This window comes from Pseudarcicella hirudinis, assembly GCF_900115665.1.
Taxonomy (GTDB): domain Bacteria; phylum Bacteroidota; class Bacteroidia; order Cytophagales; family Spirosomataceae; genus Pseudarcicella; species Pseudarcicella hirudinis.
On sequence record NZ_FOXH01000014.1, the window covers coordinates 37449 to 54191 of the forward strand.

The following is a 16743-nucleotide window of genomic DNA, read 5'->3' on the forward strand; positions in this document are numbered from 1 at the left end:
CAGCAATGCCATGATCAGAAACTATTTCAAAATCGCTTTACGGAACCTTCTTCGCAACAAGGTCTATGGTTTCATCAATATTGTCGGCCTGGCAATGGGCATTGCAGCATTTCTGTTGATTCTGGAATATGTCAGTCTGGAGAAAAGTGTTAACCAGTTTCATACCAATCTGCCGGAAATGTATCGGGTACTCTGCCAGAATCCACAGGGTGAAAACTGGCCTCAGATTGAACCGGGCTGGATGAATCAAACAAAAGATCTGCCTGAAATCAAAGGATATTCAAGGTTTGCGGAAGGAATTGCGCAGGGAATTGTAAAAAACGATGAGAAAAACATTTCTTTCCGGGAACAGCAGATAGGTTACGCAGAAGGCAATTTCTTCGACTTTTTCAGCTTTCCGCTGAAATCCGGGAATCCAGAATCATTGGCCAATCCTTCTGTAGTATTCCTGTCAGAATCTTATGCCAAAAAATACTTTGGCAATGAAAACCCAATAGGTAAAACACTTGGTCTGCACAATCAGTTTGGCCATAAACTTTATACGGTAGAAGGTGTTTATGCCGATATGGGCGAAAATTCAGACATTAATTTTGATATGCTGTTTTCGCTGGAAACTTTGAGAAATCCGGCCAATCTGAACGGAAATGATTGGGCAAATCTTGATAACCTGGATTCACAATATATTAATGCATTTCTTCTTCTCGACAAAAATGCTGATTTTCAGGCCCTGGAAAAGAAACTGACAAAACTGAGAAGATCTCTGCAAGTTGAGAAAGATGCCATTGTTTTTAAAATTCAACCTTTTTCCAGTACACATTTAGCGACCTCTTTCAGTGATCCCTTACAGCATACAGGTAATGTAAAATACATTTATATGCTGGCAGGAATCGCCTTTCTGATTCTGATAATTGCCTGGTTTAATTACATCAATCTCAGTACAGCTAATGCTCTGAAAAAGGCTAATGAAGTAGGGGTAAGAAAAGTAATCGGAGCCACTCAGGCCAATCTGATCGGGCAATTTCTCAGTGAATCTCTTTTAGTAAATCTCCTGGCATTTGGACTGGCAACCTTTCTGGTAATGCTTCTTCAGCCTTTTTTTAATGATCTGATCGGCAAAAACCTTTCTATCTTAACATTAAGCGGCTCTTCCGTCTGGATATACGGACTTTGTTTACTGACAACTGGTTCTTTTCTGTCTGGTATTTATACAGCCTCCGCTTTATCAAACTTCAAACCTGTTGATACCTTAAAAGGTAAAATCACTAAAACAATTAAGGGCGTTTTGCTTCGGAAATCTTTAGTCGTATCTCAATTCAGCATTTCAATTGCACTGATTCTTTTTACAATTCTCATTTACGCTCAGCTGCAATACATGCAAAAACAGGATTTAGGCATGGATATCAACCAGTTACTGGTGATTCAGGGACCGGAACTTGGCAAAGACAGCAGTTTTAAAGACCGGCGAAATGGATTTTGGAACGAAGTTGCCAAAGAGAGTTATATCAGCGACTATTCAACCAGCGGAAGTATTCCGGGGAAATGGTACAATTTCAATACCGGCGGTTTTACTTCTGCAAAATCAAAAGCAGGTGATGAACAGAAATCCTATGCTTTTGCTATTGTGGGAGACAGATATCTGAAAACCTATGGCATAAAAATCAAAACGGGAAGGAATTTTACCCCACAGGAATGTGATGTTGACTGGAATAATAACAGCAAAGTAATGCTGAATGAAAGAGCGGTCAAAGAATTGGGATTTAATTCGGCAGAAGAGGCTGTACGAAGTAAAATCAAATGGGATGAACGCTATCTGGAAATCATTGGTGTGGTAAAAGATTATCACCATACCGGTCTTCAAAAAACCATTGATCCGATTATTTTCTATCCTCAGAATAATGGAAAATACATTACCATCCGGCTGAACTCAGAGAAGATGCAGGAGAAAATAGCGTCTCTTGAAAAATTGTATAAAACATTTTTCCCGGGAAATCCTTTTGAATATTTTTTCGTGGATGACAATTTCAACAAACAGTATCTGAACGAAAAACAATATAGTTCTTTATTCACCACTGCCTCCGTCTGGGCAATTGTCATTGCCTGTCTCGGATTATTCGGATTAGCCACTTTCACGGTCGAATCACGGACTAAAGAAATCGGAATTCGTAAAGTACTTGGAGCCAGCGTTATGAATATTACCGGACTTTTATCGAAAGACTTCCTGATTTTAGTCGGTATTGCTCTTCTGATTTCCAGTCCGCTCGCTTATTATTTTATGAACAAATGGCTCACTGATTTTGCTTACCGGGTAGAAATCTCCTGGCTGATATTTGTGCTGGCAGGAACCATTGCGGTTCTGATTGCTTTAATTACAATCAGTTATCAGGCCATTAGAGCAGCACTGATGAATCCGGTAAAGTCCTTAAGGACAGAATAATTAACAGATTTCAAGACCCTCATTTAATAACCGGAAAAGAACTATGTTTAATAATTTCCTAAAAATAGCCCTGAGAAATCTTAAAAGAAACAAGGTTTATTCATTCATCAATATCATCGGACTCGCCGTAGGAATGGCCGTAGCTATGCTCATCGGCTTATGGATTTATGATGAACTTTCTTTCAATAAGTCTTTCCAAAACTATGATCGTCTTGCTATTGTCATGCAAAACCAGACTTTCAACGGAAAAGTCGGTTCTCAGACCGCCGTTCCCTATCTGATGGCTGATGAAATCAGAAAAACATACGGAAGTGATTTCAAATATGTGAGCATGTCATCATGGAACGGTAAACATGTTTTATCCTTCGGGGAAAAGAAAATCGCTCAGTCCGGTAATTATTTTGAACCTCAGATCACCGAAATGTTATCTCTGAAAATGCTTAAGGGAACACGCAAAGCGCTGAAAGAAACCCATTCTATCATTCTTTCGGAATCTGTAGCAAAAGCATTGTTTGATAAAGCTGACCCGATGGATAAACTCCTGAAAATTGACAATAACTTCACGGTTAAAGTCAGCGGGGTGTATGAGGACTTACCTTTCAATTCTGACTTTCAGGATCTGAACTTTATTGCGCCCTGGGATTTGTATATCAATGATAATAACTGGCCTGAAAAAACCACCGACCCATGGCGCAGCAATGCTTTTCAGGCTTTTGCCCAAATTGCAGACCATGCTGACATGGATAAAGTTTCAGTGAAAATCAAGGATGTTAAACTCAAAAGAGTAAGTAAAGTTAACGCTGCATTTAAGCCGGAAGTTTTTCTTCATCCTATGAAAAAATGGCATTTATATTCTGAATTTAAAGATGGTAAAAACGTTGGAGGAAGAATTCAGTTTGTATGGCTTTTCGGGATTATCGGAAGTTTTGTTTTGCTATTAGCCTGTATCAATTTTATGAACCTGGCTACTGCCCGTTCCGAAAAACGGGCCAAGGAAGTAGGTATCAGAAAAGCCATTGGCTCTATGAGAAGCCAGCTGATTGGTCAGTTTTTCAGTGAATCTGTTTTGGTATCTGTTTTTGCATTGCTTCTGTCGCTGGTTCTGGTACAGCTTACCTTGCCCTATTTCAATCAGCTTTCGAACAAACAAATAAGTATTTTATGGACAAGCCCCCTGTTCTGGACTTCAGGAATAAGTTTCAGCTTATTTACCGGCCTGATTGCCGGAAGCTATCCGGCACTTTACTTATCCTCATTTCAGCCTGTAAAAGTGCTGAAAGGTACTTTTCAGGCAGGTCGTTTCGCTTCTGCTCCCCGCAAGGTACTGGTTGTCCTGCAATTCACCGTCTCTATCACATTAATTATCGGAACTATCATCGTTTTCCAACAGATTCAATTTGCTAAAAATCGCCCCAGCGGATATGATCGCAGCGGTCTGATTAACATTCTCATGAATACCCCCGACTTTAAAGGACATTACAATGCACTCCGTAACGACCTGCTGAAAACAGGAGCGGTTGCAGAAATGTCGCAGTCTTCCGGCCCGACTACCGGTATATCGGCCATTAACAACGGATATGAATGGGATGGCAAAGATCCAAGCATTCAGGGAAATCTGGGGACGGTGGCCATAACACATGACTTCGGAAAATCTATCGGATGGACATTTGCAGCCGGAAGGGATTTTTCCAGGAATTTTTCCACAGATTCATCAGGAATCATACTGAATGAGGCTGCTGCAAAATTTATGGGGTTTAAAGATCCGATCGGGAAAACAGTTAAAGCCGATGGAAAACCTTACAAAGTAATTGGCGTGATAAAAGACATGGTCATGGAGTCACCTTATCAGCCTGTCTTCCGTACCGTTTATATGCTGGATTATGAATGGGCAAATTTCATCAACCTCAAAATAAATCCTAAAATGAGTTCGTCTCAGGCTTTGGCAAAAATTGAATCTGTTTTTAAAAAATACAACCCTTCTGCTCCTTTCGACTACTGGTTTGTAGATGATGAGTACGCCCGCAAGTTCGGAGACGAGGAACGGATTGGAAAATTAGCCGGAGTTTTCACTGTTTTAGCCATCTTTATCAGCTGTTTAGGGCTTTTCGGACTTGCCTCATTTGTAGCAGAACAAAGAACTAAAGAAATCGGAATCCGGAAAATTCTGGGTGCGTCCATTTTTAACGTATGGCGTTTGTTATCAAAAGATTTTGTTTCACTTATTATCATTTCTCTGCTGATTTCCGCACCTGCTGCTTATCTGTTTATGAACAACTGGTTACAGAAATATGAATACCGTACTGAAATTTCATGGTGGATCTTCCTGGTTTCAGGTATGGGTGCTATGGCAATTACCTTGCTGACTGTCAGTTTCCAGGCCATTAAAGCGGCCGTTGCTAATCCTGTAAAAAGTATAAGAACCGAATAAATATATGGCTCATCCGGAGAATCTGTATGGATTAAAAGTACAGATTCTCTGACTTTCTGACACCTCCCCTCCTTTCTTCTGATTGACCATTTCCGAACATAAAGTGTATCAAAAACGAACACCTTATTTTTTTAAATAAAACATAATCCACTGAAAATCAAACCACTAAAAAAGTGGCATATTCTTTTCTTGAAATTTAGTACAGACTCTTCCCATTCTCGACTCTTTGCACTATGTTTCAAAACTATATCAAAATCGCATTAAGAAATCTTCGCCAGAATAAAGGTTTCTCCTTCATTAATATCTTTGGATTATCTGTAGGAATGGCTGTAGCTATGCTGATAGGGCTTTGGATTTATGACGAATTATCTTTTGATACTTGTCATGAAAACTATGAAACGCTGGGTCAGGTAATGACAACCCAAACCTTTAATGGTGAAACCGGAACAGGACAGGCAGTCGCTATTCCATTATCTGAGGAACTTAAGATTAAGTATCCGAAAGATTTCAGGAAAGTTGCTATGGCTTCATGGAATTTTGGCCATATTATCGCTTACGGAGAGAACAAATTTTCCAAAGATGGCATGTGGGTTCAACCAGAATTGCCGGAAATGCTTACGCTGAAAATGTTAAAGGGAAACATCAAAGCCCTTTCTGATCCATCCTCAATTCTTTTGACGGAGTCTTTATCCAAAATTTTATTCGGGGAACTGGACCCGATGAATAAACTGGTGAAACTGGATAATAAAACCTTTTTCAAAGTAGCCGGAGTTTACAAAGATTTACCTTATAATTCTGAATTTCATAATTCAAACTTTTTTATCCCCTGGGACAAATACCTGGCTGAGCAGCAATGGGTAAAAAATTCTCAAACCGAGTGGAATAATCACTCTTTTCAATTATTTGTACAGCTGAACAGAAGCGATGATTTTGAAAGAATTACTGCCAAAATTAAGGATGTGCCAATGAAACATCTTAATGCCGCCACAGACGGAAAAGAGGAAATTCTATTACATCCGATGTGTGAATGGCATCTTCGTTCTGAGTTTAAAAACGGACATATCTCAGGTGGAAGAATTCAGTTTGTATGGCTTTTCGGCATAATCGGGACTTTTGTACTCTTATTGGCCTGCATCAATTTCATGAATCTGAGTACTGCCAGATCTGAGAAAAGAGCGAAAGAAGTAGGTGTAAGAAAAGCTATCGGTTCTGAAAGAAGACAACTGATAAATCAGTTTCTGAGCGAATCTTTACTGGTTGTTTTTATGGCTTTTGTACTGGCTGTAATCCTTGTTCAGCTATCTCTACCGACGTTTTTCAATGAACTGGCCGATAAGAAAATATCTATTCCTTTCGGAAACCCGGTTTTCTGGCTGATTTGTATCAGTTTTACTTTATTTACAGGATTGGTTTCAGGAAGTTATCCGGCCTTTTACCTTTCATCATTTGAGCCTGTAAAAGTATTGAAAGGCACTTTCAGGGTTGGGAAATATGCCTCATTACCCAGAAAAATCCTGGTAGTGGTTCAATTCACTGTTTCTGTGACGCTTATTATCGGAACGATTATCGTTTTCAAACAAATTCAATACGCAAAAAGCAGACCCGTAGGCTATAACCGTGAAGGCATGATTTCGATTAACATGAACACGCCTGAGCTTTATGGCCATTATGATGCTTTGAGAAATGACCTGATTAAAACGGGAGCGGTGGAAAACATGGCGGAATCTTCAAGCCCTACAACCGGAGTTTATTCAAATCAGATCGGCTTCGACTGGAAAGGAAAAGACCCTAATGCTATTCCGCTTTTTGGCATAGTTTCAGTAAGCTGGGACTTTGGTAAAACGGTACACTGGAAAATTAAAGAAGGTCGTGATTTCTCCCGTGATTACGGTACAGATACACTCTCCTTAATTCTTAATGAGGCCGCTATCAAACTCACCGGATTAAAAAATCCGATCGGAGAAACAATCAAATGGAATGATAAGAAATGGAAGATTATCGGTATTGTGAAAGACCTTGTTATGGAATCTCCGTTCAGACCTATCAAGCCAACGGTCTTTCTGATGAATATGGAATGGGTGAATATCATTACCGTTCGCCTTAAACCAGGCTTGCCGGTAAGGGAATCTCTTGCTAAAATTGAACCTGTTTTCAAAAGATTTAATCCTGGCAGCCCTTTTGACTATAATTTTGTGGATGAGGAATATGCCAAGAAATTCCAGTCGGAAGAAAGAGTTGGAAAATTAGCGAGTGTTTTCGCCGTTTTAGCCATTCTGATAAGTTGCTTAGGCCTCTTCGGATTAGCTTCTTTTATGGCAGAACAGCGTACCAAGGAAATCGGGGTAAGAAAAGTTCTGGGTGCTTCGGTTTTCAACTTATGGAGTCTTTTATCGAAGGATTTTATCAAACTGGTAGTTATTTCTATCCTGATTGCCGCCCCTTCTGCTTACTTCCTTTTGAGTAACTGGCTTCAGAATTATGAATACCGTTCTGAAATTTCCTGGTGGGTATTCCTCGTTTCAGGTGCAGGTGCAATTTTTATTACACTGGCAACCGTAAGTTATCAGGCGATTTCTGCTGCTCTGGCCAATCCGGTGAAGTCATTAAGAACCGAATAAATGAAATAATCAGGGCCTTCAAATTTTCGGGCTGTTAACAAATAATATCAAAAACCATGAAAACTATCTTAACTTTCATAATTATCTGCGGAATCAGTACGCTGGTACTGGCTCAGAAAACTAATTCTTCGATCAGCAAAAGTATAAAAGATAATGGAAAAACTCTTTCGATCAGAGTGAGAGGAAATATCAACGGGAAAGAGGTAAATTATCAGCGCACATTTGATGTAGAAAGTCTCAGCAGAACTGAGAAAGAAGAACTCCAGGAAAAAATCATGGATTCGTTAGACGTTGAAATGAATGTCCCTCTACCCGTTGAGCCTGTTGCTCCGGCAGAACCGGTTGAGCCAGTCGCTGCAACACCTTCAGCGTCAATTTCGATGCATCATTCAGACAAAAAAGCACCCGTAATTTCTTCCAGAACTAAAAATGAGGAAGCTTATGCCGTAGGAGGTGCCAATGCCTTTACCAAAGAAGTAAAATTCAACCCTGAAAACGGAAGACTTTTCATGCGTTACCGCTATACCAGAAACGGAGTGGAGTATATCACGGAAAAAACAGTAAATGCCGGAGAAAAGTCGGAAGCGGAAAGACAGGCGGTTGTGAACGAATTTGAAAAAGAAATAGGTATTTCAGCGTTGAAAAAATAGAACCTCTATGCTAAGTAATTATCTGAAAATTGCATTAAGAACACTTTTGAGAAACAAAGTGTATTCTTTTATCAATATTGCAGGTCTCGCCGTTGGAATGGCCTTTGCAATCCTTATTGGTTTATGGGTAAGGTATGAACTTAGTTATGATAGTTTCCATAAAAATGGTGACAGAATCGCTATGATCAGGAAACACAATTTATTCAACCACGAAAAAACTACCAAGATTGCCGTAAGCTTACCTGTCTATGATGAAATTAAGACAAATTACCCTGAAATAAAACATGTCACTCGTGCAGATTGGGGCAATTTCCACGGATTAAAGGTTGGGGAATCAAAATTCAGTAAACAAGGGCATTTTGTAGATCCGGATTTCCTGAAAATGTTTGACTATCCGTTAATTCAGGGAAGTATTGAAACTGTTCTGAAAAATCCACGATCTATTGTTCTGACTGAATCTGCTGCCAAAGCTATGTTTAAAAACGCTGATCCTATCGGAAAAATCGTTCGGGTAGATAACCAGCATGATATGTTAGTGACAGGTATTCTGAAAGATATTCCTAAAAACTCCTCATTGGATTTTGAATTTTTAATGCCTTTTGAATTTAGTATTCAGTCTAATGAATTCTACAAAAGCCAACGAACCAACTGGAGAAACAACTTTCTCATGGTGATGGTTGAAGTTCGTGAAGGTGCATCAATGGAGGCTTTTTCTGCTAAAATCACTAACCTTATCAAGATCAAAACCCAAAACAAAAAACTGGGTACCCTCTTTGCCTTTCCTCTAAACAAATGGCATCTTCACAATGACTTTAAGGACTGGATAAATGTAGGCGGCAGAATTGATGATGTTCGTTTGTTTGGTTTGATCGGACTTTTTGTGCTGTTTATTGCCTGTATCAATTTCATGAATCTTTCAACGGCACGTTCTGAAAAAAGAGCCAGAGAAGTGGGTGTTCGTAAGGCTATCGGTTCACAGAGAAAACAATTAATCTGGCAATTTCTTTGTGAATCATTACTGGTTACATTCATTGCATTTATCATGTCATTAGTACTGATTCAATTGGTTCTTCCGCTACTAAAGGATTTCGGATTTCAGCATATTTCTTTCGATTTTGACAATTTCCCGCTGATTCTGGCTGCATTAGGCGTTTGTATCATAACAGGATTTTTAGCAGGAAGCTACCCTGCTTTTTATCTGTCCTCCTATTCTGTAGTAAATGTCCTGAAAGGTGCCTTAACACAGGGAAATAAGGGTAGCAGTCCAAGAAAAATTCTGGTAGTTACTCAGTTTACCTTTTCGATTGCGCTCATTATTGGTACCATTATTATTTTCAAACAAATTCAATATGCCAAAAACAGGCCTTTAGGTTATGATCCGAACAATATCATATCACTGGGGATGACTTCTGACCTGTTGAAAAATTACCAGACCTTAAGGCAGGATTTGCTTAATACAAATATGGTAGAGGCTGTTTGCAAGTCATCCAGCCCGCCAACTGCTATATGGAACCAATGGGACTCTTTCTCCTGGCCCGGGAAAGACCCTAATGTTGTTCAGATTTTTTCAGTGATACAGACAGATTTTGACTATCAAAAAACATTAGGGATGAAAATGAAAGCAGGCCGTGGTTTTTCAAGAGAGTTTGCCACAGATTCTTCTGCGGCAATTATCAATGAAGCAACCCTGAAAATTATTGGTTTTAAAAACCCGATAGGAGAAACGATTGTTCTTTCTGATGGAGATCAAGACAAAAAGCTTAGGATAATCGGGGTTTCTGAAAATGTAGTAAGTCAGAATCCTTTTAGTGTGGTAGAGCCTTCCATAACCTTTTTCAGTGCTGATGCTTCCGGTGATATCAGTTTGAGATTAAAAGAAAATGTTGATGTGAGAAAGGCTTTGAAATCCATTAAAACGATAACGAACAAATATAATCCTGCTTATAATTTCGAGTACAATTTTGTAGATGAAGAGTTTGGAAAAAAATTCAAAGCAGAAGATCAGATAGGCGCTTTGGCAGGTATTTTCTCAGGATTGGCCATTTTCATTTCCTGCCTGGGTTTGTTTGGACTGGCAGCTTATATGGCCGAACAAAGAACAAAAGAGATTGGAATCAGAAAAGTATTGGGTGCATCGATTTTAAGTCTATGGACCTTACTTTCTAAAGATTTCATCAAACTGGTACTGCTTTCCTGCCTGATTGCCACACCTCTTGCCTATTGGTTTATGGATTCCTGGCTTCAGAAATACAGCTACCACATTGAAATGGGCTGGTGGATTTTCATTTTAGCAAGTTTTTCTGCGGTTTTCATCACATTGGTCACAGTAAGTTATCAGGCGATTTCGGCGGCGATGGCAAACCCTGTAAAATCATTGCGAACTGAGTAAATGCAGAAAACTAATGGTATCATCTTTTTACAAAGGAGTACTCTTACAAAAGAAAAAAGACTAAGAACTAATACTATTTAAAACATGATTCAATTAAAGAATATATTTCGCTGGTACAATTCGGGGGCAAACCGCAATTTCGTGTTGAGAGATATCAGCCTTGACATAAAAGAAGGAGAATTTGTTTCAATTATGGGTCCTTCCGGTTCCGGAAAATCCACGCTCCTTCACCTCTTAGGCATGATGGACGAACCAAATGAGGGCGAATACCTTTTCCTTGATCAAAGTGTCTTAAAAATCAAAGAAAAACAAAGATCTGAACTATATAAAAAACATATTGGTTTCGTTTTTCAGGCTTATCACCTGATTGATGAACTAACTGTTTATGAAAATATCGAAACCCCGTTACTTTATCATGGCATCAGTTCTTCGGAAAGAAAATCTATGGTAGCAGATATTCTCGACCGTTTTAATATTGTCGGGAAAAAAGACCTGTTTCCCAATCAGCTTTCAGGAGGCCAGCAGCAGCTTGTAGGAATTGCCCGTGCCATTATCACCAATCCAAAGCTTATTCTGGCTGATGAACCGACCGGAAATCTCAATTCAAAACAGGGAGAAGAGATTATGGAGTTATTCAAAACCCTAAATGCTGAAGGTGTTACAATTATTCAGGTAACCCACTCGGAAAAAAACGCAGAATACGGAAGCAGAATTATTAACCTGCTGGATGGTAGAATCGAAAAAGTTTAGTATGTGAGAAAAAAGAAGGCTACGCAGCTTTGGATGAAGTTGTGTAGTTTTGGTTTAAGGATTGATAGTCACGGCGAAGATTTACTTTGCCGTGACTTTTGTATTTTCAGGTATAATTATCTCCACTCCGATCAGTTTATTTTTACAACTTTTTTAACCACTCTTTCCTCTCCCTGTAATACTTCCAGTAAGTAAGATCCGGTATTGATATTCCTGATATCAATTTTTTCCATAAACACATTCTCTCTCTTGCCGTAAGTGTTTTTCAGCATTACTTTACCAAGAGCAGTATCCATCAATTTTACATCGATATCCTGGTTATTATTGTTTTCAAAAGTAACGACTAAAAAGTCTGAAGCAGGATTAGGATATGTTTTCAGAAAATCCAGTCCGACAGGAGATTCAGATAAAACAGAGGCGATTTGCTTTTCCGGAGCAAAAGCATTTGATACAGCTTTTACAGTTAAATCAGGGGTTCCGACACTTGCAGTAACAATAACCGGATTAGAATGTGTACTAAAAACCCCCAGTCCACTTTCGGGTTCTGTTGCGGAGCTTGATGAGACGCTGCCACTGGGTATGACAAAAACAGGTGTCTCCGTCACTACCACATTGAAGGTCCCTGTACCTCCGCTAAGTGTGGCTACATCCATTGTATCTCTTCCTGCCATAGGAGTATACATTTTTGCTCCTGTTGCACCGGGAATTGTCAAAGTATAGTTCCCGGTTCTTCCTACCTCATCAGGAATATATAACACATACGCTGATTGTCCGTTTTTTTCGTAACGATCTACAATCGGATCCTGTGAAAGTGTTTCTTTGTACACATAATCTCCGACGAGGTTATTTGTCTGATACAGGTAATCTGCAATCGGTTTGCGGGTTTTATCTGCATTTATTAATCCGGAAGAAGCAAATCTCCAGGGATTTGCCACATTATCATCATACATCTCGTAAAAGAATGAACGGGCTATTCCATATCGGTTATACATTAAAGAAGATCTTAAACCCCAGTCAGCCATTGTAATAGCTTCAGATTTATTTCCGATTGCAATAGCTTTCTGATTACTTCCCTGGTTGATATCATAACCAAATTCTGTAATCCATACCGGCATATCATAAGCATCATTATGAGCCATTTGTACAAAAGCCTTTGCTACATCAGCAGCTTCAGACAATTCCGGGGCATTGCCACGGGTTGGGTTTCCCCATTGGCTTGATCTTGCATTATTTGAATAATGATGGTAATTTATCACATCCCAGCAAAGATTTACGGTCCCGTCCGGATTATATCCCCTGAACTCCTTACACCAGTCTATCATTCCTCTTACATAGTCAGGACTTGCCAGTGCCAGGCCAGACATTACCACCTTGATATTCGGGTCAGCATTCTTCACTCCCGCGCCAGGTCCCATGGTATTTTTATGACCGTCATAAAAGGCAGATAAATTCGCTGCGTATTCACGGGCAGTCTGGTATCCGATTCTTCCGACCCACCACTTATCTCGCTCATTGCCACATTCAATATATTTGATGGTTCCCAGACCTATTTTAAGTGTATTGACCCGGTCCATGTACCATCTTGGTTTATCATAAACACTGAGTAAACCCGGATCTACATTGGGGTTACTGCCATATCTGGCAACATATTGGAATCCGACACGGGCCTGCTCAATATAAGAATGAGGATCTTTGATATCTTTACCGTATTTCACGGGAACAACATTAGGATTTTGCAGGTCTGCCGGATACGTATCAGTCATCCATTTGGGAACAGTCTGTAAACAAGCTACAACTTCAATCCCGTCATTTTTACATTGTTCATAAATGGCATCGTAATTCCATCCTCCGTTAAAACATGGATTGTAGGAATAGCTTCCTTCCACATTTTCCAGTTTTTCCCAGTCCATGTAATGTCTGAAACCTGAGAATGGTTTAAATGCTTTTAGTTTATTCGGATCAATATCTATGGCATTATAAGGATCAAAGAAATCCCATTCAAAACCGTTTACTCCAAAACCATCTTTCATTTTGACTGTTCTCTGAGTAGTGGTTGCCGTAGAATTTGCGGAAACATTCGCCATTTTTCTGCTCTGGCTGGCTCTTCCGCCTGAATAAGAACCGTAAATTTCAATTTCATTCGGGTAATCTCCGTAACTGTTGATAACAAGATATCTGATTCTGCCGGCGGGGAGATTGGTTAAATTATAATTATAGCGGTTTGAGGGATCCGGGCCTACCCATTCATTATAGGAAATTCCCGTAAAAGTAGCAATCGGGATGCGCTGCCATTGATCATTAATAACTGACAACGTTAGAGGGGTATTTTCAAATGTTCCGTTTCCATCAAAAAATCTGATAGACTGAATGGTAATATCTTCATCATTTTTCAATGGATAGTAAGCATCATAATTAGCTAATACTTTCCCATAACCTGTATTAACGGACGTATATAAATCTCCATCAAATAATCCGTCTAATCCGTTACTTACATTATTCAGCTGATACCATCTTTTAGCATCTATCGGGATTTTTACGCCGGTAAGCGAGCCATCTGTACTTTGTGATTTTAATTTCCGGGTTTGTTTGTCCTGCTTTTTTTCTAAGGGTTTCCTGAGTTCCGTTTTTAAAATCAGGCTGGTATTTTCAGTGATTAGGCTTAATGCATTGCAGCAATAAGCAAGATTCATTGTGACGACCACAAGAATCAGGCGTAAAGTAGATAAGTTCTCCATGGCGGTGGATTTTAAAGTATTAAGAAAAAATTTGGGTTTGGGCATCAATACTTCTGCTTAAGCATCAATCATGATGCCGCTATGGGTTAACTAAAAAATATTCATTTTGATTTTTGTAAGAACAGTAAGCGTAGAGGCAGGCTTCTATCTTAATTTATATGGTTGAGTCAGGTACGACCCGGTCAACCTTGTACGGTGCTAGAGTTTCACCGTTAAATTTAAACTATATAAGCTGCCAATTCAACATTTAGCGGCGGCATTTACGAAAATTTTAATAAAAATTATTATTTGGCGGGCAATATTCTTCATTCATAAAAAAATATAAAGGAAAAACCTATATAAATGATTTACAAAGTTCAGAAGTATTCTGGGTAATAATAAAAGCCCAAATGTAAGCTATTCCCAAAGAAATACCTGACGAAATGGCAATAAGGCGGATTAGAAGTTAGTTACCGGAAATAGCAAACATGCGAAAGATAAAAGAGAAACTACCCGAAAAAGTCAGGCTATTCTTTAACAATTCCGAATAAATATTTGTTGGTTATTTTCCATTTCTCCAACAAACGTACAAAACCATAAACAATAATGATAGTAATCAATCCGGCTACCAAACCTGTAAGATTGTTTACATGCTGTTTTTTTTCATCACCTAATAATCTGTAAATCAAAAAGATAATAATCGGATGATACAGGTAAAAACCTAAAGATTGTTTATTAATATACAATAAAAACTTATTTTGCAGCCATTCTTTTGGCCCGATGTAATCCACCGAGATAAGAATCATACTGCAATTAAATAAAATAAACGGAAGCACCAAAGAAATGTCAGGAGAATGTTTGTAAATCATAGCTACTGCAGCAATCAGACTGAATACAAGAACCGGAGCAAGAAGAAGAAGAGGGAGCTTGATTCGGATCAGTCCATTTCTTAAACTATATCCGAAAAAGAAGAAAGATAAGTATGCGTAAAATCTTTTATCACCGAGGAAATACAAAGTCTGCTCTGTTACAGGCAGTCTGCTTTCACGAAAAACAACAAACCAGTAAACAGTAATTAAGGTAGTTAACATCAAAACCGGGAAAGCAGGAATTCTGTATTTCGATACTAAAAAACAAAGGACAGCTCCCAGAAGGTAAGCCGGAATATACCATAAATGATAATAGGGATAAATAAAATTGGTTAAAGAAAATCCGGTAAACCCCGTATCTCTCAGACTGAAAATCAGGTAAAACACAAAGGCAATCAACCAGGGTATAACAATCCGGTGAAACATTTTTTTCAGATAACTCCCAAGCCCGTCTTTAAATGTGGAAGCCTTCAATAAAAAACCACTTATTGCCAGAAAAACAGGCATATGAAAGAAATAAAGAATAAAGGCAATCATACCATCCGGAACAGTATGAGAAATAATAACAGTAATTATCAAAATCCCCTTAATAGTATTTAGTCCGGGATAAAAACCTGTTCCTGTTTTATGCTGTAGTTCCGACATAGTTTTATTTTAATCAAGCCTCCAATAAGTGTGTTTGTGTATCATAAATTTTATCTGTGCATGCTTTCCATGTGTGGCTGCGGGCACAGGCAATTGCCTCATTTCTGGCTGATGTCTCCTGAGGCAATAAAGCCAGTTCTATAACTTTAATATATTCCTGCACCCCTACTGCCAGGTGTACATGCGGCAGAAACATCTGCATTGCCGGAGTTGCGGTGGCAACAGTCGGCTTACCCATTACCAGATATTCATCAATCTTTCTCGGATAATTCCCGATCGTTAGTTCATTGATTAACTGAGGATTCATACAGACATCCAGGTGATAAATATAAACGGGTAACTGCTGCGGTTTTTTAGAACCTAAAAAATGTACGTTCTTCATCCCGTGCAGACTGCTTTCCTGAAACATTATTTCTTCAGGTCCGATCAACACAATCTGCCATTCAGGCTTTGCTTCAGCCAATTGCTCCAATAAAGAAATATCGAGTCTTTCTCCCGTCAGGAAACCTACATAGCCAATCCTGGGATGCGGAATAGCTGATAAATCTTCAGGTTCTGTATATTGGTTTTCTGCTTCAAATATTTCCAGATCACAACCCTGACCAATATCATAGCTTTTCTGATTGTAATGACTTGCATATTCTGCTAGATAAGCAGAATTAGCAAAAACTGCATCAGCTAACTGAATCGTCTGAGGTTCCAGTCTGGTACCATGAAATCTGAAATAAGGATGCCCGATAAGGTTATCCCTGATATAGTAAAAACTCAGCAGAGGTTTCAGGTATTTTTTGGTAAAAAGTCCTGTAAACATCTGACTATCATTCAATATTACACATTTTTCGGGATGAAGATTCAGACTTTTCATTCCTTTTCTCAGGCTTTTGAAAAAGCCTTTGGCATTTTGTCTGTTCAAAAAGTCATAAATCCCGGTATTTCTAAGCCAGTTAATGGAATAATTCACGGTAGCAGGTGTATGTACCCACAAATTATCAGCTATCTTTTCTGTGTTTTCACCAAAACCTAATGCTAATTTAAGTCTTCTCTTGTAATGCGGGGATTTTCGCTGACTGACAATAGATCTTAAGTCAATAGCGGGATTCACATATATTACAGGTTTGGTTTTGCTAAATTCAAAAGCCAGGTTCCGGGCATTACTGCCTAAGTTGAGTTCCCACTCCTGCTGTGCAATTACAATATATGCTTCAACTTCTTTTGACATGCTTTCTTTGTTTAGTTTTCACCCCTT

Annotated in this window: 9 protein-coding genes; 6 read left to right on the forward strand and 3 right to left on the reverse strand. The window is 38.9% G+C overall.

Annotation, left to right across the window (positions count from 1 at the left end; translation table 11 throughout):
• Positions 1-10: 10 nt before the first annotated feature.
• The 6 genes from BM179_RS19725 (at position 11) to BM179_RS19750 (ending at position 11269) form a co-directional block, all read left to right on the forward strand.
• Entirely contained in the window at positions 11-2434 is a 2424-nt protein-coding gene (locus BM179_RS19725; protein WP_092018897.1) for an ABC transporter permease, read from the forward strand.
• Positions 2435-2477: 43 nt separating this feature from the next.
• Positions 2478-4862 (forward strand): ABC transporter permease, encoded by a 2385-nt coding sequence (locus BM179_RS19730; protein WP_092018898.1) that lies wholly within the window; start codon positions 2478-2480, stop codon positions 4860-4862.
• 233 nt (positions 4863-5095) lie between these two features.
• A complete protein-coding gene (locus tag BM179_RS19735) occupies positions 5096-7480 on the forward strand; it encodes an ABC transporter permease (protein WP_092018899.1) in 2385 nt (794 codons plus the stop codon).
• Between the two features lie 56 nt (positions 7481-7536).
• The gene (locus BM179_RS19740) at positions 7537-8130 is read left to right on the forward strand and encodes a hypothetical protein (RefSeq protein ID WP_092018900.1); all 594 of its coding nucleotides are present in this window, start codon (positions 7537-7539) and stop codon (positions 8128-8130) included.
• Positions 8131-8137: 7 nt separating this feature from the next.
• Positions 8138-10519 (forward strand): ABC transporter permease, encoded by a 2382-nt coding sequence (locus BM179_RS19745; protein ID WP_092018901.1) that lies wholly within the window; start codon positions 8138-8140, stop codon positions 10517-10519.
• Positions 10520-10603: 84 nt separating this feature from the next.
• Positions 10604-11269, forward strand: coding sequence for an ABC transporter ATP-binding protein (locus tag BM179_RS19750; protein ID WP_092018902.1), 666 nt, complete (start codon positions 10604-10606; stop codon positions 11267-11269).
• Between the two features lie 131 nt (positions 11270-11400).
• On the opposite strand, the gene BM179_RS19755 is transcribed toward BM179_RS19750, so the two are convergent.
• The 3 genes from BM179_RS19755 to BM179_RS19765 form a co-directional block, all read right to left on the reverse strand.
• Positions 11401-14004: a T9SS type A sorting domain-containing protein gene (locus BM179_RS19755; protein WP_143095275.1), complete on the reverse strand. Its 2604-nt coding sequence runs from the start codon at positions 14002-14004 to the stop codon at positions 11401-11403.
• 506 nt (positions 14005-14510) lie between these two features.
• Positions 14511-15497, reverse strand: coding sequence for an acyltransferase family protein (locus BM179_RS19760; RefSeq protein WP_092018904.1), 987 nt, complete (start codon positions 15495-15497; stop codon positions 14511-14513).
• 13 nt (positions 15498-15510) lie between these two features.
• Positions 15511-16716 (reverse strand): glycosyltransferase, encoded by a 1206-nt coding sequence (locus tag BM179_RS19765; RefSeq protein WP_092018905.1) that lies wholly within the window; start codon positions 16714-16716, stop codon positions 15511-15513.
• Between the last annotated feature and the right edge of the window lie 27 nt (positions 16717-16743).

Excerpts from the sequence above, each read along its gene's own strand:
- BM179_RS19725 (WP_092018897.1), top strand. The coding sequence starts at position 11 with ATGATCAGAAACTATTTCAAAATCGCTTTACGGAACCTTCTTCGCAAC.
- BM179_RS19730 (WP_092018898.1), top strand. The coding sequence starts at position 2,478 with ATGTTTAATAATTTCCTAAAAATAGCCCTGAGAAATCTTAAAAGAAAC.
- BM179_RS19735 (WP_092018899.1), top strand. The coding sequence starts at position 5,096 with ATGTTTCAAAACTATATCAAAATCGCATTAAGAAATCTTCGCCAGAAT.
- BM179_RS19740 (WP_092018900.1), top strand. The coding sequence starts at position 7,537 with ATGAAAACTATCTTAACTTTCATAATTATCTGCGGAATCAGTACGCTG.
- BM179_RS19745 (WP_092018901.1), top strand. The coding sequence starts at position 8,138 with ATGCTAAGTAATTATCTGAAAATTGCATTAAGAACACTTTTGAGAAAC.
- BM179_RS19750 (WP_092018902.1), top strand. The coding sequence starts at position 10,604 with ATGATTCAATTAAAGAATATATTTCGCTGGTACAATTCGGGGGCAAAC.
- BM179_RS19755 (WP_143095275.1), bottom strand. The coding sequence starts at position 14,004 with ATGGAGAACTTATCTACTTTACGCCTGATTCTTGTGGTCGTCACAATG.
- BM179_RS19760 (WP_092018904.1), bottom strand. The coding sequence starts at position 15,497 with ATGTCGGAACTACAGCATAAAACAGGAACAGGTTTTTATCCCGGACTA.
- BM179_RS19765 (WP_092018905.1), bottom strand. The coding sequence starts at position 16,716 with ATGTCAAAAGAAGTTGAAGCATATATTGTAATTGCACAGCAGGAGTGG.